We start from the raw sequence: 23212 nt of genomic DNA on the forward strand, positions 1-23212 counted from the left end.
ATAGAGGGATACGACAGTGCCACGTTCTCTGAAAAAAGGTCCTTTTATTGATCTTCACCTACTGAAGAAGATCGAAGTGGCGGCGGAAAAGAACGATCGCAAACCAGTTAAGACCTGGTCGCGTCGTTCCATGATCCTGCCACAAATGGTCGGTCTGACCATCGCAGTACACAACGGTCGTCAACACGTCCCGGTTCTCGTTAACGAAGACATGGTCGGCCACAAACTAGGCGAGTTTGCCGGTACCCGCACTTATCGTGGGCACGTGGCAGACAAGAAAGCCAAGCGTTAAGGGGTAAGGAAATGGAAGTAGCCGCTAAGTTGTCGGGCGCTCGAATCTCCGCCCAGAAAGCCCGCTTGGTCGCCGACCAGATCCGCGGGAAGAAGGTGGGCGAAGCGCTCAACCTGTTGGCTTTCAGCAGTAAGAAAGCCGCCGAGATCATGAAGAAAGTGCTGGAGTCGGCCGTAGCCAACGCCGAGCATAACGAAGGCGCAGACGTTGATGACCTGAAGGTCAGCACCGTTTTCGTCAACGAAGGGCGTTCGCTGAAGCGTATCATGCCGCGTGCCAAAGGCCGTGCTGATCGCATCGTCAAGCGGTCTTGCCATATCACTGTCAAGGTTGCTGACAAGTAACGGAGTCGAAGAGATGGGTCAGAAAGTACATCCCATTGGCATTCGCCTGGGAATCGTCAAGGAGCACACCTCCGTCTGGTACGCAGACGGTCGGACTTATGCGGACTATTTGTTCGCTGATCTGAAGGTGCGTGAGTATCTCCAAGACAAACTAAAAAGCGCGTCCGTAAGCCGTATCGATATCCATCGTCCGGCACAAACTGCACGTATCACCATCCACACCGCTCGTCCAGGTATCGTTATCGGGAAGAAAGGTGAAGATGTTGAGAAACTGCGTCAGGACCTGACCAAGCAAATGGGTGTGCCTGTGCACATCAATATCGAAGAGATCCGCAAGCCGGAGCTCGACGGTATGCTGGTTGCGCAGAGCGTAGCTCAGCAGCTGGAGCGTCGCGTCATGTTCCGTCGCGCTATGAAGCGCGCCGTACAGAACGCCATGCGCATTGGTGCCAAAGGCATCAAAATCCAAGTGAGCGGTCGTCTCGGCGGTGCTGAAATCGCACGTACTGAATGGTATCGCGAAGGTCGTGTGCCATTGCACACCCTGCGTGCCGACATCGACTATGCCAACTACGAAGCTCACACCACTTACGGTGTGATCGGTGTAAAGGTTTGGATCTTCAAAGGCGAAGTAATTGGTGGTCGCCAAGAAGAACTGAAACCACAAGCACCAGCGCCTCGTAAAAAAGCTGCTAAGTAAGGGGTACGCCAAATGTTGCAACCAAAGCGTACGAAGTTCCGCAAGCAGATGACAGGCCACAACCGTGGTCTGGCTCAGCGCGGTAGCAAAGTCAGCTTCGGCGAGTTCGCGCTGAAGTCTGTAGCTCGTGGTCGTCTCACCGCTCGTCAGATCGAGTCAGCGCGTCGTGCTCTGACCCGTCACGTAAAACGTGGCGGCAAGATCTGGATCCGTGTATTCCCGGACAAGCCTATCTCCAAAAAGCCCCTCGAAGTTCGGATGGGTAAAGGTAAGGGTAACGTGGAATACTGGGTTGCCCAGATTCAGCCAGGTAAAGTCCTGTATGAAATCGAGGGTGTAACTGAAGAGCTGGCGCGTGAGGCTTTTGCCCTGGCTGCTGCAAAGCTGCCGCTCGCCACCGCCTTTGTTAAACGGACGGTGATGTGATGAAAGCGAATGAACTTCGTGAAAAATCCGCACAGCAGCTGAACGAGCAACTGCTCGGCCTGCTGCGCGACCAGTTCAATCTGCGTATGCAGAAAGCAACTGGCCAGTTGGGGCAGTCTCATCTGCTCTCGCAAGTTAAGCGTGACATCGCTCGCGTGAAGACTGTGCTCAACCAGCAGGCAGGTAAGTGATCATGGCTGAAGCCGAAAAGACTGTCCGTACGCTGACTGGCCGTGTTGTCAGCGACAAGATGGACAAAACCATCACCGTTCTGATCGAGCGTCGCGTTAAGCACCCGATCTACGGTAAATATGTTAAGCGTTCGACTAAGCTGCACGCGCACGACGAAACCAATCAGTGCCACATCGGCGACAAAGTCACTATTCGTGAAACTCGTCCGTTGGCCAAGACTAAGTCTTGGGCATTGGTTGATGTTCTCGAACGCGCTGTGGAAGTCTAAGGACTAGGGGTCGGAGAAATTATATGATTCAGACTCAATCCATGCTCGATGTGGCCGATAACAGCGGCGCTCGCCGTGTTATGTGCATCAAGGTGCTGGGTGGCTCCCATCGTCGTTACGCTGGTATCGGTGACATCATCAAAGTTACCGTGAAGGAAGCAATTCCTCGCGGTAAAGTGAAAAAAGGCCAAGTGATGACTGCTGTTGTAGTCCGCACTCGTCACGGCGTTCGCCGTGCAGATGGCTCCATTATCCGCTTTGATGGCAACGCTGCTGTTCTTCTGAACAACAAGCAAGAGCCTATCGGCACCCGTATCTTTGGGCCAGTGACCCGTGAGCTTCGTACTGAGAAGTTCATGAAGATCGTCTCGCTCGCCCCAGAAGTGCTGTAAGGAGATCCGACATGCAAAAGATTCGTCGTGACGACGAGATCATCGTGATCGCCGGCAAAGACAAAGGTAAGCGCGGTAAGGTGCTGAAGGTTCTCGCTGACGACCGTCTGGTCGTGGGTGGTCTGAACCTGGTCAAGCGTCATACCAAGCCTAACCCTATGTCGGGCGTACAAGGCGGTATCGTCGAGAAAGAAGCGCCACTGCACGCTTCTAACGTCGCCATCTTCAACGGCGAAACCAACAAGGCTGACCGCGTTGGTTTCAAAGTAGAAGACGGTAAGAAAATTCGTGTCTTCAAGTCGACCCAAAAAGCGGTTGATGCTTGAACACTGCTAGGTAGATAAGACCATGGCACGACTACAAGAGATTTACCGGAAGGAAATCGCCCCCAAGCTTAAGGAAGAACTTAAGCTCGGGAACGTGATGGAAGTTCCGCGCGTTACCAAAATCACCCTGAACATGGGTCTGGGCGAAGCGATCGGCGACAAAAAAGTCATCGAGCACGCTGTTGCTGACCTGGAAAAGATCACCGGTCAAAAAGTCGTTGTGACTTACGCTCGGAAATCCATCGCTGGCTTTAAAGTTCGCGAAGGCTGGCCGATTGGCGTCAAAGTGACTCTGCGCCGTGAGCGTATGTACGAATTCCTGGATCGTCTGCTGTCGATCTCCCTGCCTCGGGTGCGCGACTTCCGCGGCCTGAATGCCAAGTCCTTTGATGGTCGTGGTAACTACAGCATGGGCGTGAAAGAGCAGATCATCTTCCCGGAAATCGACTACGACAAGATCGATGCTCTCCGCGGTCTGGATATCACCCTGACCACCACTGCCAAGAACGATGATGAAGGTCGCGCCCTGCTGCGTGCTTTCAAATTCCCGTTCCGCAACTGATTGGAGTAGGACCATGGCCAAGATGAGCATGAAAAACCGCGAGCTGAAGCGTCAGCTCACGGTTGCCAAGTACGCCAAGAAGCGTGCAGCACTGAAAGCAATCATCGTTGATCTGAACGCAAGTCCAGAAGCGCGTTGGGAAGCTACAGTTGCTCTGCAGAAGCAGCCCCGTGATGCAAGCGCTTCGCGCATGCGTAACCGCTGCCGCCTGACTGGTCGTCCACACGGCGTTTACCGCAAGTTCGGCCTCGGCCGTAACAAACTGCGTGAAGCGGCAATGCGTGGTGACGTACCAGGTCTGGTTAAAGCCAGCTGGTAAGTACTATCAAAGTCCGGGTGGCTGGTATTGCAAAATACTGACCGCCGGTGACCTTGAATCTGGAACAAGCCCCTTTTGGGGCTTGTTTCATTTCCGGAGTGTGTCTAGAATACCCGGCTCGCCTGAGCCCGTGTTTTCTACGCTCGGAGATTCTCGGCGACATATGTAGCCGCAAGGCTAATTTTTTTGTATTAGGAGCGTCTAGCCCATGAGTATGCAGGACCCGTTAGCGGACATGCTAACTCGTATCCGTAATGCCCAGATGGCTGAAAAGTCCGTCGTAAGCATGCCATCTTCCAAGTTGAAGGTAGCTGTTGCCAAAGTCCTGAAAGACGAAGGCTACATTGCGGGTTATCAGATCAGCAGCGAAACCAAGCCACTGCTGTCCATCGAGCTGAAGTACTTCGAAGGCCGTTCGGTCATCGAGGAAGTGAAGCGCGTTAGCCGTCCAGGCCTGCGTCAGTACAAGTCCGCTGAAGATCTGCCGAAAGTTCGTGGCGGTCTTGGCGTGTCTATCGTCTCCACCAACAAAGGTGTGATGACGGATCGTGCTGCGCGCGCTGCCGGTGTCGGCGGCGAAGTTCTTTGCACTGTGTTCTAAGGGGGGATAAGCATGTCTCGCGTCGCTAAGAACCCCGTTAAGCTGCCAGCCGGTGTCGAAGTCAAATTCGCAGGCCAACAGCTTTCGGTGAAGGGTGCCAAGGGTACTCTTGAACTGAACATCCATTCGTCCGTTGAGATCGTTGAAGAAGCTGGTGAGCTGCGTTTCGCTGCTCGCAATGGCGATCAACAAACTCGCGCAATGGCCGGTACCACGCGTGCGTTGGTAAACAACATGGTCCAAGGCGTAAGCCAAGGCTTCGAGCGTAAGCTCCAGCTGGTCGGTGTTGGTTACAAAGCGCAAGCAAAAGGCACGGTTTTGAACCTTGCCCTTGGCTTCTCGCACCCAGTGGATTACGAACTGCCGGAAGGCATCACCGCTGAGACTCCTAGCCAGACCGATATCCTGATCAAGGGCATCGATAAGCAACTGGTAGGTCAAGTGGCTGCTGAGATCCGCGACTTCCGTCCACCAGAGCCGTACAAAGGCAAAGGTGTGCGCTACGCGGACGAAGTCGTCCGTCGTAAAGAAGCCAAGAAGAAGTAGGGCATAGCAAATGACCGACAAAAAAGTTACTCGACTGCGTCGCGCTCGCAAAGCACGCCTGAAAATGCACGAACTCGAAGTCGTGCGTCTCTGCGTGTTCCGCTCGTCGCAGCACATCTACGCCCAGGTCATCTCGGCCGACGGCAACAAAGTCCTGGCAAGCGCCTCGACTTTGGATAAAGAACTGCGTGATGGTGCCACTGGCAACATCGACGCGGCCACTAAGGTTGGCCAGCTGGTCGCTACGCGTGCAAAAGCCGCTGGCGTCTCGCAGGTGGCTTTCGACCGCTCTGGCTTCAAGTATCACGGTCGCGTCAAGGCGCTGGCTGATGCTGCTCGTGAAGCTGGGCTGGAGTTCTAAGTTATGTCAAATAACGACCAAAAGCGCGACGAAGGCTACATTGAGAAGCTGGTTCAAGTTAACCGCGTAGCCAAAACCGTTAAAGGCGGCCGTATCTTCACTTTCACCGCGTTGACCGTGGTTGGTGATGGTAAAGGGCGTGTTGGCTTCGGCCGTGGCAAGTCACGTGAAGTGCCTGCTGCGATCCAGAAGGCAATGGAAGCTGCTCGCCGCAACATGATCCAAGTTGACCTGAACGGCACCACCCTGCAATACGCAATGAAGTCCGCTCACGGCGCTTCGAAGGTGTACATGCAGCCGGCTTCTGAGGGTACCGGTATCATCGCTGGCGGCGCTATGCGTGCTGTCCTCGAAGTTGCTGGTGTTCAGAACGTTCTGGCCAAGTGCTATGGCTCGACTAACCCGGTAAACGTGGTTCACGCCACTTTCAAAGGTTTGAAGGCTATGCAGTCCCCTGAATCCATTGCCGCTAAGCGTGGCAAAAGCGTCCAGGAGATTTTCTGATCATGGCTACCGTTAAAGTAACGCTGATCAAAAGCATGACCGGCCGCATCCCTAACCACAAACTGTGCGTTAAGGGTCTGGGTCTGCGTCGCATCGGTCACACTGTAGAAGTCCAAGATACTCCCGAGAATCGCGGGATGATCAACAAGGCTTACTACATGCTGCGTGTCGAGGGTTAATCGATGAAACTCAATGATCTGAGTCCAGCGCCGGGTTCCCGTCGCGAAAAGCATCGTCCGGGCCGTGGTATCGGTAGCGGTTTGGGTAAGACTGGTGGCCGTGGCCACAAAGGTCAAACCTCCCGCTCCGGTGGCACCATCGCTCCAGGCTTTGAAGGCGGTCAACAGCCGCTGCATCGTCGCCTGCCTAAGTTCGGTTTCGTTTCGCTGAAAGCTATGGATCGCGCAGAAGTGCGTCTGTCCGAGCTGGCTAAAGTGGAAGGCGACGTCGTTACTGTGCAGACCCTGAAAGATGCCAACGTGATCAACGTCAACGTACAGCGTGTGAAAATCATGTTGTCCGGTGAAGTGACTCGCGCTGTCACTATCGGCAAGGGAATCGGCGCCACCAAAGGTGCGCGTTCGGCTATCGAAGCAGCTGGCGGCAAGTTCGAGGAATAAATGGCTAAGCAAGGTGCTCTCTCAGCGCTCGGCAAAGGCGGTATGTCTGAACTTTGGGCTCGTCTGCGTTTTCTGTTCCTGGCGATTATCGTCTACCGAATAGGCGCACACATCCCGGTTCCAGGTATCAACCCGGACCGACTCGCAGACCTGTTTCGACAGAATGAGGGGACCATTCTTAGCTTGTTCAACATGTTTTCCGGTGGTGCGCTGGAACGGATGAGCATCTTTGCGCTGGGGATCATGCCGTACATTTCGGCATCGATCATCATGCAATTGATGACCGCCGTCAGCCCGCAGCTGGAGCAGTTGAAGAAGGAAGGTGAAGCTGGCCGTCGCAAGATTAGCCAGTACACCCGCTACGGCACTGTCATCCTCGCCCTGGTTCAAGCTATCGGCATGTCCGTTGGCCTGGCGGGGCAGGGTGTTGCGTTCACTGGTGACTTTGGCTTCCATTTCGTCGCGGTATCCACATTTGTGGCTGGTGCGATGTTCATGATGTGGCTGGGTGAGCAGATTACTGAGCGTGGTGTTGGCAATGGTATCTCGATGTTGATTTTCGCAGGTATCGTCGCCGGTCTTCCGAGAGCGATCGGGCAGTCTTTCGAGTCTGCGCGTCAGGGTGATATCAATATCTTCGCCTTGGTTGCCATCGGTTTGCTGGCAGTAGCGATTATCGGCTTTGTGGTGTTCATTGAGCGTGGTCAGCGTCGTATCGCTGTTCACTACGCCAAGCGTCAGCAGGGCCGTAAGGTTTTTGCTGCGCAGACCAGCCACTTGCCGCTGAAAGTGAATATGGCCGGTGTTATTCCGGCAATTTTCGCGAGCAGCATTTTGCTGTTTCCGGCTTCGTTGGGTACCTGGTTTGGTCAGTCTGAAAATATGGGCTGGCTGCAGGACCTCTCTCAGTCGATCGCTCCTGGTCAGCCGTTGAATATTCTGCTGTTTAGTGCAGGGATTATTTTCTTCTGCTTCTTCTACACGGCGTTGATGTTCAATCCGAAAGACGTAGCGGAAAACCTGAAGAAGTCCGGTGCCTTTATTCCGGGTATCCGTCCAGGTGAGCAGTCTGCACGCTACATTGATGGCGTGCTGACTCGTTTGACCCTGTTCGGTGCTCTATATATGACGGCCGTGTGCTTGTTGCCCCAGTTCCTGGTGGTTGCAGCAAACGTTCCGTTCTACCTTGGCGGGACCTCGTTGCTGATCGTGGTCGTGGTTGTGATGGACTTCATGTCCCAAGTACAATCGCACCTCGTTTCGCACCAGTACGAATCCCTGATGAAGAAAGCCAACCTGAAGGGTTACGGCAGCGGCATGTTGCGCTGAGTACCCATAAGGTTCGAGGAGTTGGTGATGAAAGTTCGTGCATCGGTGAAAAAACTGTGCCGTAACTGCAAGATTATTCGCCGCGAAGGTGTTGTTCGAGTAATTTGCAGCGCGGAACCGCGTCACAAACAGCGCCAAGGCTGAGTGTGATCCGCTTGAAGCCCGGCAGCTAGTGCGCTGCCGGGTTGATTATTTGTTATTACAGCGATATTATCTCGCGCCCTATTTCTTGGCTTCCGGGGCGTAGGTAGCTGTCAATTGGAGTCCCACTGAATGGCCCGTATTGCAGGCGTTAACATTCCAGATAACAAGCACACTGTTATCTCGCTGACCTACATCTATGGTGTTGGTCGCACTACTGCGCAGAAAATTTGCGCAGTCGCTGGGGTAAACCCAGCCGCTAAGATCAAGGATCTGAGCGACGAGCAGATTGAACAGCTGCGTGGCGAAGTGGCGAAGGTCACCACTGAAGGTGATCTGCGTCGCGAAATCAACATGAAAATCAAGCGTTTGATGGACCTCGGTTGCTATCGCGGTCTGCGTCATCGTCGTGGTCTTCCAGTACGCGGTCAGCGTACCAAGACTAACGCGCGTACCCGTAAAGGTCCGCGTAAGCCGATCCGCAAGTAATCGCCCCCGCGAATCGACAGGAAAATTATCATGGCAAAACCTGCTGCTCGTCCTCGTAAAAAAGTTAAAAAGACAGTGGTTGATGGCATCGCCCACATCCATGCTTCTTTTAACAACACCATCGTGACCATCACCGACCGTCAAGGTAATGCGCTTTCTTGGGCTACCTCCGGTGGTTCGGGTTTCCGCGGTTCCCGCAAGTCCACCCCGTTCGCTGCTCAAGTAGCTGCTGAACGTGCTGGTCAAGCTGCGCTGGAATACGGCCTGAAAAACCTCGACGTTAACGTCAAAGGTCCAGGTCCAGGTCGTGAGTCCGCTGTCCGTGCTTTGAACGGCTGTGGCTATAAGATCGCCAGCATCACCGACGTGACGCCAATCCCGCACAACGGGTGCCGTCCGCCGAAGAAGCGCCGCGTGTAATCCAGGAGATTGTAAAGAATGGCTCGTTACATTGGTCCAAAATGCAAACTCGCTCGTCGCGAAGGCACCGATCTCTTCCTGAAGAGCGGCGTGCGCGCGATCGAATCGAAGTGCAACATCGAAGCTGCACCTGGTATCCACGGCCAACGCCGCGGTCGCCAGTCCGATTACGGCACCCAACTGCGTGAAAAGCAGAAGGTCCGTCGTATCTACGGCGTTCTCGAGCGTCAGTTCAGCGGCTACTACAAAGAAGCTGCTGGCAAGAAAGGTGCAACCGGTGAAAACCTGCTGCAACTGCTCGAATGCCGTCTGGACAACGTTGTATACCGTATGGGCTTTGGTTCGACTCGTGCCGAATCCCGTCAGCTGGTATCGCACAAATCGATCAGCGTTAACGGCCAGACCGTAAACGTTCCGTCCTACCAGGTTCGTGCTGGTGACGTGGTCGCTGTTCGCGAGAAGGCAAAAAACCAACTTCGCATTGTCCAAGCTCTCGATCTGTGTGCCCAACGTGGCCGCGTAGAATGGGTAGAAGTAGACACTGAGAAGAAGTCGGGCGTTTTCAAGAACGTTCCAGCTCGCAGTGATCTGTCCGCCGACATCAACGAAAGCCTGATTGTCGAGCTCTACTCCAAGTAAGGGCTAGAAAATAGGTGCATCCATGCAGATTTCGGTAAATGAGTTCCTGACACCCCGCCACATTGATGTGCAGGTTGTCAGTCCAACCCGCGCCAAGATCACTCTCGAGCCTCTCGAGCGTGGTTTTGGCCACACCCTGGGCAACGCGCTGCGCCGCATCCTGTTGTCCTCAATGCCCGGCTGTGCAGTAGTCGAGGCCGAGATTGACGGTGTGCTCCACGAGTACAGCGCCATCGAAGGTGTACAGGAAGACGTAATTGAAATCCTGTTGAACCTTAAAGGTCTGGCTATCAAGCTGCACGGCCGTGACGAAGTTACGCTGACCTTGTCGAAGAAGGGTTCGGGGGTGGTTACCGCTGCCGATATTCAGCTGGATCATGATGTCGAGATCGTTAACCCCGATCACGTAATCGCTAACCTGGCGTCTAACGGCGCCCTGAACATGAAGCTCACTGTAGCTCGTGGTCGTGGTTATGAACCGGCCGACTCGCGTCAGAGCGATGAAGACGAAAGCCGCAGCATTGGTCGCTTGCAGCTTGACTCTTCGTTCAGCCCGGTTCGCCGTATCGCATACGTGGTGGAAAACGCCCGTGTCGAGCAGCGTACTAACCTGGATAAGCTGGTTATTGATCTGGAAACCAACGGTACTCTGGACCCTGAAGAGGCTATCCGTCGCGCTGCAACCATTCTGCAACAGCAGTTGGCTGCGTTCGTGGACCTCAAAGGTGACAGCGAACCAGTGGTAATCGAGCAGGAAGACGAGATCGATCCGATCCTGCTTCGCCCGGTTGACGATCTGGAACTGACTGTACGTTCGGCTAACTGCCTTAAGGCGGAAAACATTTACTACATCGGCGACCTGATTCAGCGTACCGAAGTAGAACTGTTGAAGACTCCGAACCTGGGCAAGAAATCCTTGACCGAAATCAAGGACGTTCTGGCCTCCCGCGGTCTGTCCCTCGGCATGCGCCTCGACAACTGGCCGCCTGCAAGTCTTAAGAAGGACGACAAGGCGACTGCCTGATCGTCGTAATCACCGAACGTGAGTTTGGTAAGGAATGAACCATGCGTCATCGTAAAAGTGGACGTCACCTGAGCCGTACCAGCTCGCACCGTAAGGCCATGTTCCAAAACATGGCGGTGTCGCTGTTCGAGCACGAGCTGATCAAAACTACACTGCCGAAAGCTAAAGAGCTGCGTCGCGTTGCTGAGCCGCTGATCACTTTGGCTAAGACAGACAGCCTGGCTAACCGCCGTCTGGCTTTCGACCGCACTCGCTCGAAAGCTATCGTTGGTAAGCTCTTCAACGACCTGGGCAAGCGTTACGCTACCCGTGAGGGTGGCTACCTGCGCATCCTCAAGTGCGGTTTCCGCGCTGGCGACAACGCGCCTATGGCGTATGTCGAGTTGGTTGATCGTGCTACTGCTGGCGAAGCTGTAAGCGCCGAGTAAGACGACAGTCTGTAACGAAGAACCGGGCCTAGTGCCCGGTTTTTTGTGTGCGCAATAAACATTGTCTATATTGATTGAGGCACTGCTGCGGCCAGGATTTTTCAACACATATGCGTTCTGATGGACAGTTAGTTATTTTCTATCAAAGACCATGAATTAATGAATTTGATGGTGTCATCTTGATGGTCAATACTCCCTCAAAGCCGATTAGCCGGCAGCTCCAGGACTGACTGAGGAATATGAGTATGAGCCAGAACAAAATCCTTACCACTGCCAGCGGCGCTCCAGTCGCTGACAATCAAAACTCCCGTTCCGCCGGCCCACGCGGCCCGTTGCTGCTCGACGACTTTCACCTGATCGAGAAGCTCGCTCACTTCAATCGGGAAAACATTCCTGAGCGTCGCGTGCACGCTAAAGGTTCGGGTGCTTACGGTACCTTCACCGTCACTAAAGACATCACCCACTACACCAGCGCCAAGCTGTTTGAGTCGGTTGGCAAGCAAACTCCGACCTTCCTGCGCTTCTCCACTGTAGGCGGTGAGCGTGGCTCTGCCGACACTGAGCGCGACCCACGGGGCTTCGCCTTGAAGTTCTACACCGAAGAGGGCAACTGGGACATCGTCGGTAATAACACGCCGGTGTTCTTCATTCGTGATCCTCTGAAGTTTCCGGATTTTATCCACACCCAGAAGCGTCTGCCGCAGAGCAATCTGAAAAGCGCGCAGATGATGTGGGACTTCTGGTCGCACTCTCCAGAAGCGCTGCACCAGGTCACTATCTTGTTTTCGGATCGTGGTATTCCTGACGGCTACCGTCACATGCATGGCTTTGGCAGCCACACCTACAGTTTGATCAACGCCAAGGGTGAGCGTCACTGGGTGAAGTGGCACTACAAAACCAAGCAAGGTATCAAGAACCTGGCGCCCGCAGAGGCCGCGCGACTGGCTGGCACGGACCCAGACTACGCCCAGCGCGACCTGTTTGGTGCAATCGAGCGCGGTGACTTTCCGAAGTGGCGCGTCTGTATCCAGGTCATGACCGAGGCCCAGGCGAATGCTCATTACGAGAACCCCTTTGACGTGACCAAAACTTGGTCGCAGAAGGAGTTCCCATTGATCGAAGTGGGAGAGCTGGAGCTCAACCGCAACCCGCAGAACTACTTCGCTGAAGTAGAGCAAGCTGCGTTCGGTCCGAGCAACATGGTTCCAGGCGTTGGCCTGTCGCCCGATCGCATGCTGCAAGGTCGCGTTTTCGCTTATGCAGATGCTCACCGCTATCGTGTTGGTACCAACCACCAGCAACTGCCGGTGAATGCACCACGGTGTCCTGTGAACAGCTACCAGCGTGACGGTTCGATGGCATTTGGCAGCAACGGCGGTGGGACTCCGAACTACGAGCCAAACAGCTATGCCGATGCGCCGAAGCAAGCGCCACAGTACGCTGAACCGGCGTTGGCCCTCAGCGGCGCGGCTGATCGTTACGATCACCGCGAGGACACTGATTACTACAGCCACGCCGGTGCTCTGTTCCGCCTCATGAGCGATGAGCAAAAAGCGCTGCTCACCAATAACATCGCTGGTGCAATGGCGGGGGTTTCGAGTGATGTTGTACAGCGTCAATTGCAGCACTTCTACAAGGCAGATCCTGCTTATGGAGAGGCCATCGCAAAGGCTTTGGGTGTATCGCGCAACTGACTCTAAACGATAAGCAGAACCGCCCTCATTTGGGCGGTTTTTGCGTTATTTAAACTGATTTTCTCCGGTAATCTCCACTTTTCTGTCGTTAGTCCCGTGACCTGCGAGTCATCATGGTTCAAACTACAGGCTTTCAAGCAGGGAGAAGTAGGGCTATGCAAGGTCACCCCGACGTAATCGATTACCTCAACACGTTGCTGACGGGCGAACTGGCTGCTCGTGACCAATATTTCATCCATTCGCGTATGTACGAAGACTGGGGCTTTACCGAGCTCTACGAGCGTATCAACCACGAGATGGAAGAAGAGACGCAGCATGCCGACGCACTGATGCGCCGTATCCTGATGCTCGAAGGCACGCCTCGTATGCGTCCCGACGACTTGGATGTGGGCACCACGGTACCTGACATGCTCGCAGCCGATCTTCGTCTTGAGAACAAGGTCCGTGCCGCGCTTTGCAAGGGCATTGAACTCTGTGAGCAGCACAACGACTATGTCACCCGGGAAATCCTGCGGGTGCAGTTGAATGACACTGAAGAAGATCACACTTACTGGCTGGAAAAGCAGTTGGGCCTGATCAAGTTGGTGGGGCTGGAGAATTATCTGCAATCGCAGTTCTGACGCCAGTCATAAAGAAGCCCCTGTCACCTCAACGGTAACAGGGGCTTTTTATTGGACTCGATAAACTCAGGCTCGGTCGCGTGCCAACAACGGTTTCAAGTAATACCCCGTGTGAGACTGCGGCATTTCGGCGACCTGCTCAGGTGTGCCCACAGCAATGATCTGGCCGCCTTTGGAGCCACCTTCCGGCCCAAGGTCCACCAGCCAGTCGGCGGTCTTGATCACATCCAGGTTGTGCTCGATCACCACCACGGTGTTGCCGTGGTCGCGCAGGCGGTGCAACACATCCAGCAATTGCTGAATATCCGCGAAGTGCAGGCCCGTGGTGGGTTCGTCGAGGATATACAGGGTCTTGCCCGTATCCCGCTTGGACAACTCGCGAGACAGCTTCACCCGCTGCGCCTCGCCACCCGACAGCGTGGTCGCCGATTGCCCCAGCTTGATGTACGACAAACCTACATCCATCAGTGTCTGCAGCTTGCGCGCCAACGCCGGAACCGCGTCGAAGAACACCCGCGCTTCTTCGATGGTCATCTCCAGGGTTTCGTGGATGTTCTTGCCCTTGTATTTGATCTCTAGGGTTTCGCGGTTGTAGCGCTTGCTCTTGCACACATCGCACGGCACGTAGATGTCCGGGAGGAAGTGCATTTCTACCTTGATCAAGCCATCGCCCTGGCACGCCTCGCAGCGCCCGCCCTTGACGTTGAACGAGAACCGGCCCGGCCCGTAGCCCCGCGAGCGGGATTCTGGAACCCCGGCGAACAGCTCGCGAATCGGCGTGAACAGCCCGGTATAGGTCGCCGGGTTGGAGCGCGGTGTACGGCCAATCGGACTCTGGTCGATATCGACCACTTTATCCAGGAGTTCAAGGCCCTTGATGCTGTCGTGCCCAGCCGCTTCCAGAGTGGTCGCGCCGTTCAGGGCGGTGGCGCTCAATGGGAACAGCGTGTTGTTGATCAACGTCGACTTGCCCGAACCGGAAACACCGGTCACGCAGGTCAGCAGACCCAACGGAATCTCCAGGTCGACATTGCGCAGGTTGTTACCGCGCGCGCCCTTGAGATGCAACGCCATCTTCTTGTTGCGTGGCGTGCGCTTGGACGGCACTTCAATCTTCACACGACCGGACAGGTACTTGCCTGTCAGCGAGTCTGGATGGGCCATTACCTCGGCAGGCGTACCTTGGGCGACGATATGGCCTCCATGCACGCCGGCACCCGGGCCGATATCGACTACATAGTCCGCCAGGCGAATTGCGTCTTCATCGTGCTCGACCACAATCACGGTGTTGCCGATATCCCGCAGGTGTTTCAGCGTACCCAGCAGGCGATCGTTGTCCCGCTGGTGTAAGCCAATCGACGGCTCATCGAGGATGTACAGCACGCCTACGAGGCCAGCACCGATCTGGCTGGCCAGGCGTATCCGCTGGGCCTCGCCGCCGGACAAGGTGTCTGCGCTCCGGTCCAGCGACAGGTAATCCAGGCCAACGTTGACCAGGAACTGCAAGCGTTCGCGAATTTCCTTGAGGATCTTGTCGGCAATTTCCCCGCGACGGCCAGTCAGCTTGAGTTCGCCGAAGTATTCGCAGGCATCGCCGATCGGCAGGTTGGTCACCGCCGGCAGGGTCTTCTCGCCCACCCACACGTGGCGTGCCTCGCGGCGCAGGCGAGTGCCGCGGCAATCGGGGCATGGTTGGGTGCTGAGGAATTTCGCCAGCTCTTCACGTACGCTCGCCGACTCGGTCTCGCGGTAGCGACGTTCCAGGTTCGGCACGATGCCTTCGAACGGGTGGGAGCGTTTGACGATGTCGCCACGGTCATTCAGGTACTTGAAGTCGACGTTCTGCGAGCCGCTGCCGTTGAGAATGACCTTCTGCTGATCCGCCGGCAGCTGGTTGAACGGCACTTCCAGGCTGAATTTGTAGTGAGATGCCAACGACCCCAGCATCTGGAAGTAGTAGACGTTACGCCTGTCCCAGCCGCGTATCGCCCCTTCAGCCAATGTCAGTTCGCCATTGACCAGACGCTTGATGTCGAAGAACTGCTTCACGCCAAGGCCATCGCAGGTCGGGCATGCGCCGGCCGGGTTGTTGAAGGAAAACAGCTTGGGTTCCAGTTCGCTGATGGCGTGGCCACAGATCGGGCAGGCAAAGCGCGCGGAGAAGATGATTTCTTCGCCCGGCTCGTCATCCATCGGCGCGACCAGCGCAATACCATCGGCCAGCTTCAGCGCTGTCTCGAACGATTCCGCCAGCCGCTGCTGCAGGTCCGCGCGGACCTTGAAACGGTCGACCACGACATCGATGGAGTGCTTCTTCTGCTTGTCGAGCTTCGGCGCTTCGTCCAGCTCATAGAGCTTGCCGTTGATGCGGGCCCGTACAAAACCCTGGGCGCGCAGCTCTTCGAATACCGACAGGTGTTCACCCTTGCGCTCACGAATCACCGGGGCCAGCAGCATCAGCTTGGCGCCTTCCGGCTGGGCCAGCACCAGGTCGACCATCTGGCTGACGGTCTGGGCTTCCAGCGGAATGTCGTGATCCGGGCAGCGGGGGATGCCTACGCGGGCATAAAGCAGGCGCAGGTAGTCGTAGATTTCGGTGATGGTACCCACGGTGGAGCGCGGGTTATGGGAAGTCGACTTCTGTTCGATGGAAATCGCCGGCGACAGGCCTTCAATGGTGTCGACGTCTGGTTTTTCCATCATCGACAGGAACTGGCGGGCATAGGCCGACAGGGATTCCACATAGCGACGCTGGCCTTCGGCATACAGCGTGTCGAACGCCAGGGACGATTTGCCGGAGCCGGACAAGCCGGTGATGACGATCAGCTTGTCCCGGGGCAGGGTCAGGTCGATATTCTTCAGGTTGTGGGTTCTAGCCCCACGAATCAGGATCTTGTCCAAGATGGCCTCGCACGGCGGGCGTAAATAATGCCGGAGTATACGGCTAAAGACTGGATGAATATACACTGTCAAAAGGCCGCTTGCAGCCTTACATGAAAGCTGCGCGGCAAACCGCCGCATATACCCTCTCAATCGATGGGACTGGTAGAATCGCCGCCGGTTCACACGAGGTTTTTCCATGCACGATCCCCACAGCGAACGCATGAGTAGCGGCGAGACCCGAGCGGCAAGCGGTCTGGCCCTGGTGTTCGCCTTCCGTATGCTTGGTATGTTCATGGTGTTGCCGGTGCTGGCGACCTATGGGATGGATCTCGCCGGTGCGACTCCCGCGTTGATCGGCCTGGCGATTGGCGCCTATGGGCTGACCCAGGCGATTTTCCAGATTCCGTTCGGGATCATTTCCGACCGCATCGGCCGCCGCCCGGTGATCTATCTGGGGCTGGTCGTATTCGCGCTCGGCAGTGTGCTCGCGGCTCAGTCGGACTCGATCTGGGGCGTGATCGCCGGTCGTGTCCTGCAGGGGGCCGGGGCGATTTCCGCGGCGGTCATGGCCTTGCTGTCGGACCTGACTCGCGAACAACACCGTACCAAGGCCATGGCCATGATCGGCATGACCATCGGTCTGTCGTTTGCCGTCGCGATGGTGGTCGGTCCCTTACTGACCCGCGCCTTCGGTTTGCACGGGCTGTTCCTGGCCACCGGCGGCATGGCGTTGTTCGGTATCGTGATCGTGGCCTTTATGGTGCCGCGCTCTACCGGCACCTTGCAGCACCGGGAGTCCGGCGTCGCACGCCAGGCGCTGTTGCCGACCCTCAAACACCCGGACCTGCTACGCCTGGATTTAGGTATCTTCGTGTTGCACGCGATGCTGATGTGTAGCTTCGTCGCTTTACCCCTGGCCCTGGTGCAAAAGGCCGGACTGCCCAAGGAGCAGCACTGGTGGGTCTACCTCACCGCCTTGCTGATCTCGTTCTTCGCCATGATCCCGTTCATCATCTATGGCGAGAAGAAACGCAAAATGAAACGAGTTTTGCTCGGCGCCGTCGTGACGCTGATGCTCACTGAACTATTCTTCTGGCAGTTCGGCGATAGTCTGCGGGCGCTGGTAGTCGGTACGGTGGTGTTCTTCACCGCGTTCAACCTGCTGGAGGCTTCGCTGCCTTCGCTGATCAGTAAAGTTTCACCGGCCGGCGGCAAGGGCACGGCGATGGGGGTGTATTCCACCAGCCAGTTCCTGGGCTCTGCGCTGGGCGGCATCATGGGTGGCTGGATGTTCCAGCACGGCGGTTTGTCGGTTGTGTTCCTGGGATGCGCGGGGCTGGCTGCACTTTGGCTGGCCTTTGCTGTTACCATGCGCGAACCTCCCTACGTCACAAGTCTGCGTTTGCCGCTATCGCCTGAGGCGATCCGCGAAAGCGGTCTGGCAGAGCGCCTGAAGGCCGTCGTAGGGGTAACAGATGCAGTCGTCGTCGCTGAAGAGTCGGCCATTTACATCAAATTGGACACCGAATTATTGGATCGCGCGACGCTCGAGCAACTGGTCAACCCAGTGCCGACAGCGCGCCCAGCTTAGGAGAACGTTATGGCCCGTGGGGTTAACAAAGTCATATTGGTCGGTACGTGCGGCCAGGATCCCGAAGTTCGCTTCTTGCCTAACGGTAACGCTGTGACCAACCTGAGTCTGGCGACCAGCGAACAGTGGACCGACAAGCAGACTGGCCAGAAGGTCGAGAAAACCGAATGGCACCGCGTGGTGATGTTCGGCAAGGTTGCGGAGATCGCCGGCGAATACGTGCGCAAAGGTTCGCAGGTCTACATCGAAGGCAAACTGCAGACCCGCGAGTGGGAAAAAGACGGTATCAAGCGTTACACCACTGAAATCGTGGTCGACATGCAAGGCACCATGCAACTGCTCGGCGGCCGTCCACAGGGCGACCAACAGGGCCAGGGCGGCATGTCCAATTCGGCGCCGCGTCCACAGCAGTCCCGTCCGCAGCCAACCCAGCAGCCGCAGCGTGAGTCGCGCCCAGCGCCACAGCAGGCCGCTCCGCAACCGGCTCCGGATTTCGACAGTTTTGATGACGATATTCCGTTCTGAGGCCATAGCTCGAACCCGCATTACCCAAAAGCCCCTGAAGCATTGCGTCAGGGGCTTTTTATTTGTCTGGGGCAACGTGAATCTGCAAGCCAGCCTCGGCTGTATGAACAGGCATTTGTCCTCTCTGGACACAGGATTTAGGCTACTCATCCCTTCAACGAGCGAGGAAAGCCGTGATGACTTGGTCGGCCAAGCAGTACACGATGTTCGAACAGCAGCGCACACGCCCCGTCCGCGACCTGGTGGCAGCCATTCCCAATACCGATGTACGCACGGCCGTCGATCTGGGCTGTGGCCCCGGTAATTCCACGCAAGTGTTGGCCGAGCGTTTCCCCCAGGCGCAGGTTTTTGGCCTGGACAGCTCCGACGATATGTTGGCCGATGCGCGTAGGCGCCTGCCGGCGTTGAGCTTTGAGCGGGCGGATATCGGCGCCTGGAACCCCACGCAAAAATTCGATGTGATTCTGGCCAATGCTTCGCTGCAATGGCTGCCGGATCACGCCACGCTTTACCCGCACCTGATCAACCAACTGACACCCGGCGGTACGCTGGCGGTGCAGACGCCGGACAACCTCGATGAGCCGGCCCATCGACTGGCCCGCGAGGTCGCGGCCGATGGGCCGTGGTCCGCCAAGATCGGCGCGGTCAAACACAATGATCGGCATTCCGCGCGCTACTACTACGAACTGTTGAGCCCGCACTGCAGCACCGTGGACGTATGGCGCACCACCTACCAACACCCGCTGGCCGATCACGCCGCGGTGGTGGAATGGTTCAAGGCTTCGGGATTGCGGCCTTTCCTCGCGCCGTTGACCGACGCCGAGAAAGCCGATTTCCTGCGCGAGTATCAGGCGCGGATTACCCAGGGTTATCCCGCCCTGGCCGATGGCACCGTGTTGCTGCCATTTCCGCGCCTGTTCATCGTCGCTACGCGCTAAGGCCCCTGGCAGACATGGCGGTCACGCGGCCGCCGTTTGCGCCTGCAAGTATTCCTGCGTCGACACCACGCCCGCGTAGCCAAATGCCAGCGATGCCATATAGGCGTCATGCACTTGCGCCGCCGGTATGACCTTGCCATTGAATTCCAGATTCCGTGTGGCGCAGGCGTCATGGAGTACCGTGACCTTGTAACCCAGGTCCGCCGCCGCACGTACCACGGCGTCGATGCACATATGGCTCATGCTGCCGACCACCACCAACTCGGTGATGCTGCGTTGCTCCAGCAGGGCGCGCAGGTTGGTTTCGCGAAACGCATTCACAAAGTGTTTGAGCACCACCGGCTCACTGTCTTCGTTCAGCACCTTGGGATGCAAGTGCGCGCCTTCGGAGCCAGGGGTGAAGAACGGCGCATCTTCCGAGGTGAATTCATGGCGCACATGGATCACCGCATCGCCTGTCTGGCGAAACGCCTTGAGCACCCGCGCGGCGTTGTCTGCGGCGGCTTCCACGCCGTCGAGCGGCCACTTGCCTTGAGGGAAGTAGTCATTCTGGATATCGATTAGGATGAGCGCTTGCTTGGCCATGGGTGTTGCCTCGTGATGGGTTGAGGGGGCCAGTATCTTAGCGGGCGCCGCGACTGGGGATTGGCTGCACCGACAATAACAGGGGGAAAACTGACAATGGCCGTGGAGCGCTCGACTGTCGAGCTGGGTGTGTTGATTTACCAGGGGGCGCAACTGGCGGCGGTGCATGGCTTGACCGATTTGTTCGGTGTGGCCAACCGCATCGCCGCGGAGCATCAGTCTATGCAATTGCCACTGCTGCGGGTCAGCCATTGGCAAGTGGACGCCCATGGTATCCCCGCGCGAGTGTTCGACAGTCACCCTGGCGTGGACCAGCCGATGATGGCTGTGCTGGTGCCGCCGTCGATCGACGAGTTCGGCGAAGAACAAGCGCCACCGGCGTTGCTTGAGTGGATACGCCAGCAACACGCCGCAGGCACCGTGCTTGGCGGCGTGTGCATCGGCTCGATCATGCTGGCGCGCAGCGGCCTGCTGGACGGGCGCAGCGCCACCACCCATTGGTCTTCGGCCAAATCCTTCGCGATCCGTTACCCGGAGGTACGTCTGGAGGCGGATAAACCCATCGTCGATGACGGTGACCTGATCACCACCGCCGGGTTGATGGCCTGGTCCGAGCTAGGCCTGCGCCTGGTCGACCGCCTGATGGGCCCGAGCATCGCCGCTGACACTGCACGTTTCCTGGTGATCGAGCACAGCGACAGCGCGAGCCAGTGCGGTAGCAACTTTGCGCCGATTCTCGGCCACGGCGACGCGGCGATCCTCAAGGTCCAGCATTGGCTGCAAGCCAGTGGCGCGGTGGATGTGTCGGTGGCGGCGATGGCCCAGGAGGCGGGTCTGGAGGAGCGCACGTTCCTGCGGCGCTTTCGCAACGCCACTGGTTTGAAACCCACCGAATACTGCCAGCACCTGCGGGTGGGCAAGGCGCGGCAGATGCTGGAGTTCACCAACGGCACCATCGACCATATCGCCTGGACCGTGGGCTACCAGGACCCCAGCGCATTTCGCGCCATCTTCAAGAAAATCACCGGGCTGGCCCCCAGTGACTACCGCAGCCGTTTTGGGGTGTGAAGCGCGCCGAACGCGGTGGGTTTGAGGCCGAGATGGAACACCAGAAAACCCACGGTCAAGCGCCAGTGCCACAGGCGCGGCTTGCGGTTTTCCGGCAAGGTCTGTCAATGAGGCGATACAGGGGAACGATCCCGTCTCAAACCCGTCAGTTCCTTACAGAACCTTCTGAAGGAGCCCGCTGCTTTGCTGAATCTCAAGACTGCATCACTGCTCGGCGCGCTACTGTTTTGCGGCAGCGGCGCCGTGCACGCCGCGGCCACCGCGCCGGAACCCGACGCCGCGGCCAAACCAGAGCTGTTGGTGGAAGGCGGTCTGCTCGGGGCCATCAGTTCCAGCATCGATGATGTGCAGCAGAAGCTGGACCTCAATCAGAACCTGATCGATGAATGGCGCCTGCGGGCGGACCGGGCGGCGGATGAAGTCGGGCGGCTGGTCGACCAGACGGCACAGCGTTCGCCGTGGAGTGTGGCCGGGGACTTCCTGTTGCTGTCCGGGGTGTGGATCGGCGCCTTTGCGCTGCTGACGATGTTCGGGCGCTTGGGCGTACAACGCCTGAGTCGACGCTCGTTCATCAAATCGCGCAAACGCCTGCAAGGGGTGCTGGGGTATGTGCTGCCTTATACGGTCCCGGCCCTTATCTGTCTGCCGCTGACCCTTTACGTCCGCCACTTTTTACCCTCATCCATCGGCCGTGCGCTGGCGCTGTGTTTTGCCTACGCCACCAGTAGCGGCATCTTTTCCACCTCGATGCTGCTGTGCGTGATCGTCATGTTCAACATCGGACATAAACGGCCCGCCGTGCAGATCATTCGCGATTACTGCCCAAAACCCTTGTTTCTGATCGGCTTCCTCGCCGCCCTCAGCGACGCCCTGACCAGCCCGCAGATCGCCCGTCAGTTCGGCGGCAATATCACCAGCAGCGTCGCGGTGTTTACCGGCCTGCTCGCGGCGGTGATCTTCGGTGTGGTGGTGATTCGCCTGCGTCGCCCGGTGGCGCACTTGATCCGCAATCGACCGTTGGCCCCGCGCCTCAAGCATCCGGCGCTGCAGCAGTCGCTGCGAGTGTTTTCCGGCCTGTGGTACTGGCCGATTCTGTTGATGGTGTTGGTCTCGGCGATCAACCTGATTGGCGCCGGCGACGACAACCAAAAAGCCCTGCGCTGCGCGCTGTTCACCACGATCCTGCTGATCGGTACGGTGTTCCTGAGTACCGTGCTGCAATACCTGTTCAAGTCCCGCAGCCAGGCGGCGGTCCAGCGCAGCAGTGCCTACAAGGAACGTTTCCTCAGCTTGCTGCACGCGCTGCTGCGCATCGTCATGGCCATCGCCTTTATCGAAATTCTGGGGCGGATCTGGGGGGTGTCGCTGTTCGAGTTCGCCCAGCGTAACTCGGTGGGCCGCGCGATCAGCGATTCCCTCAGCAGCATCGGCCTGATTCTGTTGATGACCTGGCTGTTCTGGGTGGTGCTCGACACGGCGATCCAGGAAGCACTGAAACCGCCGGTGAACAAGCGCTCCAGCCGCCAGCCCAGCACCCGGGTGAAAACCATCCTGCCGCTGCTGCGCAATGCGGTGAAGATCATCCTGGTGGTGATCTGTGCGATCACCACCATGGCCAACCTGGGCATCAACGTCGCGCCGTTGCTGGCCGGTGCCGGTGTGGTCGGCCTGGCGATCGGTTTCGGTTCCCAGCAACTGGTGCAGGACGTGATCACCGGCCTGTTCATCATCATCGAAGACACGCTGTCGATCGGCGACTGGGTGGTGCTCGACTCCGGCCACGCCGGCACCGTCGAAGGCCTGACCATCCGTACCCTGCGCCTGCGCGACGGTAAGGGCTTTGTGCACTCGGTACCGTTCGGGCAGATCAAGGCGGTCACCAACCAGTCGCGACAATTTGCCTATGCGTTCTTCTCGGTGCAGTTCACCTACGACACCGACGTGGACAAGGCCGTGGAGCTGATTCGCGAGGCGGGGCAGTCGATCCGTGACGATGTGTTCCTCAAGTACAACCTGCAAGGGCCGCTGGAGGTGTTTGGCGTCGACAAGATGGACCTCAACGGCGTGGTGCTCACGGCGCAATTCCGTACCGTGTCGGGTGGGCAATATGCGGTGAGCCGCGCGTTCAACCAGCGCCTGAAAAAGCTTGTGGATAACTGTGATGAGGTGCACTTCGCGCAGACTTATCCACAGCAGGTTTGGTTGCCCAAGCGCGCAAGCGCGGTGGATGAGCCGGATGAAGACGTGCCGGTTGCGGTGGTGTCGACCGAGCAGCCGCGCCCGCAATGATCGGCGCAAATCCCCCCCTGTAGGAGCGAGCTTGCTCGCGAAAGACGTCAACGATAACGCACGCATCTTGGATAAACGCGGTGTCCTTGAGTCTTT

At 57.3% G+C, this 23212-nt stretch carries 32 protein-coding genes; 30 read left to right on the plus strand and 2 right to left on the minus strand.

The genetic code is table 11. The annotated features are described in order from the left end of the window. Positions 1-16: 16 nt before the first annotated feature. The 25 genes from rpsS (at position 17) to bfr (ending at position 13237) form a co-directional block, all read left to right on the plus strand. Positions 17-292: a 30S ribosomal protein S19 gene (gene rpsS, locus BLR63_RS25695; RefSeq protein WP_002555486.1), complete on the plus strand. Its 276-nt coding sequence runs from the start codon at positions 17-19 to the stop codon at positions 290-292. An 11-nt stretch (positions 293-303) separates the two neighbouring features. After that, positions 304-636 (plus strand): 50S ribosomal protein L22, encoded by a 333-nt coding sequence (gene rplV / locus BLR63_RS25700; RefSeq protein WP_003103908.1) that lies wholly within the window; start codon positions 304-306, stop codon positions 634-636. 13 nt (positions 637-649) lie between these two features. Further along, entirely contained in the window at positions 650-1336 is a 687-nt protein-coding gene (gene rpsC, locus BLR63_RS25705; protein WP_003176422.1) for a 30S ribosomal protein S3, read from the plus strand. 12 nt (positions 1337-1348) lie between these two features. Further along, positions 1349-1762, plus strand: a complete 414-nt coding sequence (rplP, locus tag BLR63_RS25710; protein ID WP_003232424.1) for a 50S ribosomal protein L16 — start codon at positions 1349-1351, stop codon at positions 1760-1762. Next, positions 1762-1953: a 50S ribosomal protein L29 gene (rpmC, locus tag BLR63_RS25715; RefSeq protein ID WP_002555481.1), complete on the plus strand. Its 192-nt coding sequence runs from the start codon at positions 1762-1764 to the stop codon at positions 1951-1953. The genes rplP and rpmC overlap by 1 nt, the downstream gene beginning before the upstream one ends. A gap of 2 nt (positions 1954-1955) precedes the next feature. Next, entirely contained in the window at positions 1956-2222 is a 267-nt protein-coding gene (gene rpsQ / locus BLR63_RS25720; protein WP_003176419.1) for a 30S ribosomal protein S17, read from the plus strand. A gap of 23 nt (positions 2223-2245) precedes the next feature. Then, positions 2246-2614, plus strand: coding sequence for a 50S ribosomal protein L14 (rplN, locus tag BLR63_RS25725; RefSeq protein ID WP_002555479.1), 369 nt, complete (start codon positions 2246-2248; stop codon positions 2612-2614). Between the two features lie 11 nt (positions 2615-2625). Continuing rightward, entirely contained in the window at positions 2626-2940 is a 315-nt protein-coding gene (gene rplX, locus BLR63_RS25730; RefSeq protein ID WP_007896770.1) for a 50S ribosomal protein L24, read from the plus strand. A gap of 22 nt (positions 2941-2962) precedes the next feature. Next, positions 2963-3502 (plus strand): 50S ribosomal protein L5, encoded by a 540-nt coding sequence (gene rplE / locus BLR63_RS25735; RefSeq protein ID WP_003194642.1) that lies wholly within the window; start codon positions 2963-2965, stop codon positions 3500-3502. Between the two features lie 13 nt (positions 3503-3515). After that, on the plus strand, positions 3516-3821 hold the full coding sequence (gene rpsN, locus BLR63_RS25740; RefSeq protein ID WP_003176414.1) for a 30S ribosomal protein S14: 306 nt from the start codon (positions 3516-3518) through the stop codon (positions 3819-3821). A gap of 208 nt (positions 3822-4029) precedes the next feature. Continuing rightward, a complete protein-coding gene (rpsH, locus tag BLR63_RS25745; protein WP_010566853.1) occupies positions 4030-4422 on the plus strand; it encodes a 30S ribosomal protein S8 in 393 nt (130 codons plus the stop codon). A 12-nt stretch (positions 4423-4434) separates the two neighbouring features. Then, a complete protein-coding gene (rplF, locus tag BLR63_RS25750; protein WP_003176412.1) occupies positions 4435-4968 on the plus strand; it encodes a 50S ribosomal protein L6 in 534 nt (177 codons plus the stop codon). A 10-nt stretch (positions 4969-4978) separates the two neighbouring features. Further along, a complete protein-coding gene (gene rplR, locus BLR63_RS25755; RefSeq protein WP_003186037.1) occupies positions 4979-5329 on the plus strand; it encodes a 50S ribosomal protein L18 in 351 nt (116 codons plus the stop codon). A 3-nt stretch (positions 5330-5332) separates the two neighbouring features. Then, on the plus strand, positions 5333-5833 hold the full coding sequence (gene rpsE / locus BLR63_RS25760) for a 30S ribosomal protein S5 (protein WP_010566852.1): 501 nt from the start codon (positions 5333-5335) through the stop codon (positions 5831-5833). A 2-nt stretch (positions 5834-5835) separates the two neighbouring features. Then, on the plus strand, positions 5836-6012 hold the full coding sequence (gene rpmD / locus BLR63_RS25765) for a 50S ribosomal protein L30 (protein WP_003176408.1): 177 nt from the start codon (positions 5836-5838) through the stop codon (positions 6010-6012). A 3-nt stretch (positions 6013-6015) separates the two neighbouring features. After that, entirely contained in the window at positions 6016-6453 is a 438-nt protein-coding gene (gene rplO / locus BLR63_RS25770; protein WP_010566851.1) for a 50S ribosomal protein L15, read from the plus strand. Beyond that, on the plus strand, positions 6454-7782 hold the full coding sequence (gene secY, locus BLR63_RS25775; RefSeq protein WP_003176406.1) for a preprotein translocase subunit SecY: 1329 nt from the start codon (positions 6454-6456) through the stop codon (positions 7780-7782). Between the two features lie 27 nt (positions 7783-7809). After that, positions 7810-7926, plus strand: a complete 117-nt coding sequence (gene rpmJ / locus BLR63_RS25780; RefSeq protein WP_002555468.1) for a 50S ribosomal protein L36 — start codon at positions 7810-7812, stop codon at positions 7924-7926. A gap of 129 nt (positions 7927-8055) precedes the next feature. Next, entirely contained in the window at positions 8056-8412 is a 357-nt protein-coding gene (gene rpsM, locus BLR63_RS25785) for a 30S ribosomal protein S13 (RefSeq protein ID WP_010566850.1), read from the plus strand. Between the two features lie 30 nt (positions 8413-8442). Further along, positions 8443-8832, plus strand: coding sequence for a 30S ribosomal protein S11 (rpsK, locus tag BLR63_RS25790; RefSeq protein WP_002555466.1), 390 nt, complete (start codon positions 8443-8445; stop codon positions 8830-8832). Positions 8833-8850: 18 nt separating this feature from the next. Beyond that, complete coding sequence (gene rpsD, locus BLR63_RS25795; RefSeq protein WP_003176404.1) at positions 8851-9471, plus strand: 30S ribosomal protein S4; 621 nt, start codon at positions 8851-8853, stop codon at positions 9469-9471. A 22-nt stretch (positions 9472-9493) separates the two neighbouring features. Next, entirely contained in the window at positions 9494-10495 is a 1002-nt protein-coding gene (locus BLR63_RS25800; RefSeq protein ID WP_003176403.1) for a DNA-directed RNA polymerase subunit alpha, read from the plus strand. A gap of 41 nt (positions 10496-10536) precedes the next feature. Further along, the gene (rplQ, locus tag BLR63_RS25805) at positions 10537-10923 is read left to right on the plus strand and encodes a 50S ribosomal protein L17 (protein WP_003176402.1); all 387 of its coding nucleotides are present in this window, start codon (positions 10537-10539) and stop codon (positions 10921-10923) included. Positions 10924-11168: 245 nt separating this feature from the next. Next, positions 11169-12617: a catalase gene (locus tag BLR63_RS25810; RefSeq protein ID WP_010566849.1), complete on the plus strand. Its 1449-nt coding sequence runs from the start codon at positions 11169-11171 to the stop codon at positions 12615-12617. Positions 12618-12772: 155 nt separating this feature from the next. Beyond that, a complete protein-coding gene (gene bfr / locus BLR63_RS25815) occupies positions 12773-13237 on the plus strand; it encodes a bacterioferritin (RefSeq protein WP_010566848.1) in 465 nt (154 codons plus the stop codon). Positions 13238-13303: 66 nt separating this feature from the next. On the opposite strand, the gene uvrA is transcribed toward bfr, so the two are convergent. Next, on the minus strand, positions 13304-16138 hold the full coding sequence (gene uvrA, locus BLR63_RS25820) for an excinuclease ABC subunit UvrA (RefSeq protein WP_010566847.1): 2835 nt from the start codon (positions 16136-16138) through the stop codon (positions 13304-13306). A gap of 178 nt (positions 16139-16316) precedes the next feature. On the opposite strand from uvrA, the gene BLR63_RS25825 reads away from it, so the two are divergent. The 3 genes from BLR63_RS25825 (at position 16317) to tam (ending at position 19174) form a co-directional block, all read left to right on the plus strand. Continuing rightward, positions 16317-17711, plus strand: coding sequence for an MFS transporter (locus BLR63_RS25825; RefSeq protein WP_010566846.1), 1395 nt, complete (start codon positions 16317-16319; stop codon positions 17709-17711). A gap of 9 nt (positions 17712-17720) precedes the next feature. Further along, positions 17721-18236 carry a single-stranded DNA-binding protein gene (locus tag BLR63_RS25830; RefSeq protein WP_010566845.1) on the plus strand — a complete coding sequence of 172 codons (516 nt, stop codon included), beginning with the start codon at positions 17721-17723 and terminating at the stop codon, positions 18234-18236. Between the two features lie 176 nt (positions 18237-18412). Next, positions 18413-19174 (plus strand): trans-aconitate 2-methyltransferase, encoded by a 762-nt coding sequence (gene tam, locus BLR63_RS25835; protein ID WP_010566844.1) that lies wholly within the window; start codon positions 18413-18415, stop codon positions 19172-19174. A gap of 21 nt (positions 19175-19195) precedes the next feature. On the opposite strand, the gene BLR63_RS25840 is transcribed toward tam, so the two are convergent. Continuing rightward, entirely contained in the window at positions 19196-19759 is a 564-nt protein-coding gene (locus BLR63_RS25840; RefSeq protein ID WP_010566843.1) for a cysteine hydrolase family protein, read from the minus strand. A gap of 96 nt (positions 19760-19855) precedes the next feature. On the opposite strand from BLR63_RS25840, the gene BLR63_RS25845 reads away from it, so the two are divergent. Next, entirely contained in the window at positions 19856-20827 is a 972-nt protein-coding gene (locus BLR63_RS25845; RefSeq protein WP_010566842.1) for a GlxA family transcriptional regulator, read from the plus strand. A gap of 183 nt (positions 20828-21010) precedes the next feature. Then, entirely contained in the window at positions 21011-23116 is a 2106-nt protein-coding gene (locus BLR63_RS25850; protein WP_010566841.1) for a mechanosensitive ion channel family protein, read from the plus strand. Positions 23117-23212: the final 96 nt, after the last annotated feature.

Origin of the sequence: Pseudomonas extremaustralis (genome assembly GCF_900102035.1) — a bacterium.
Taxonomy (GTDB): domain Bacteria; phylum Pseudomonadota; class Gammaproteobacteria; order Pseudomonadales; family Pseudomonadaceae; genus Aquipseudomonas; species Aquipseudomonas extremaustralis.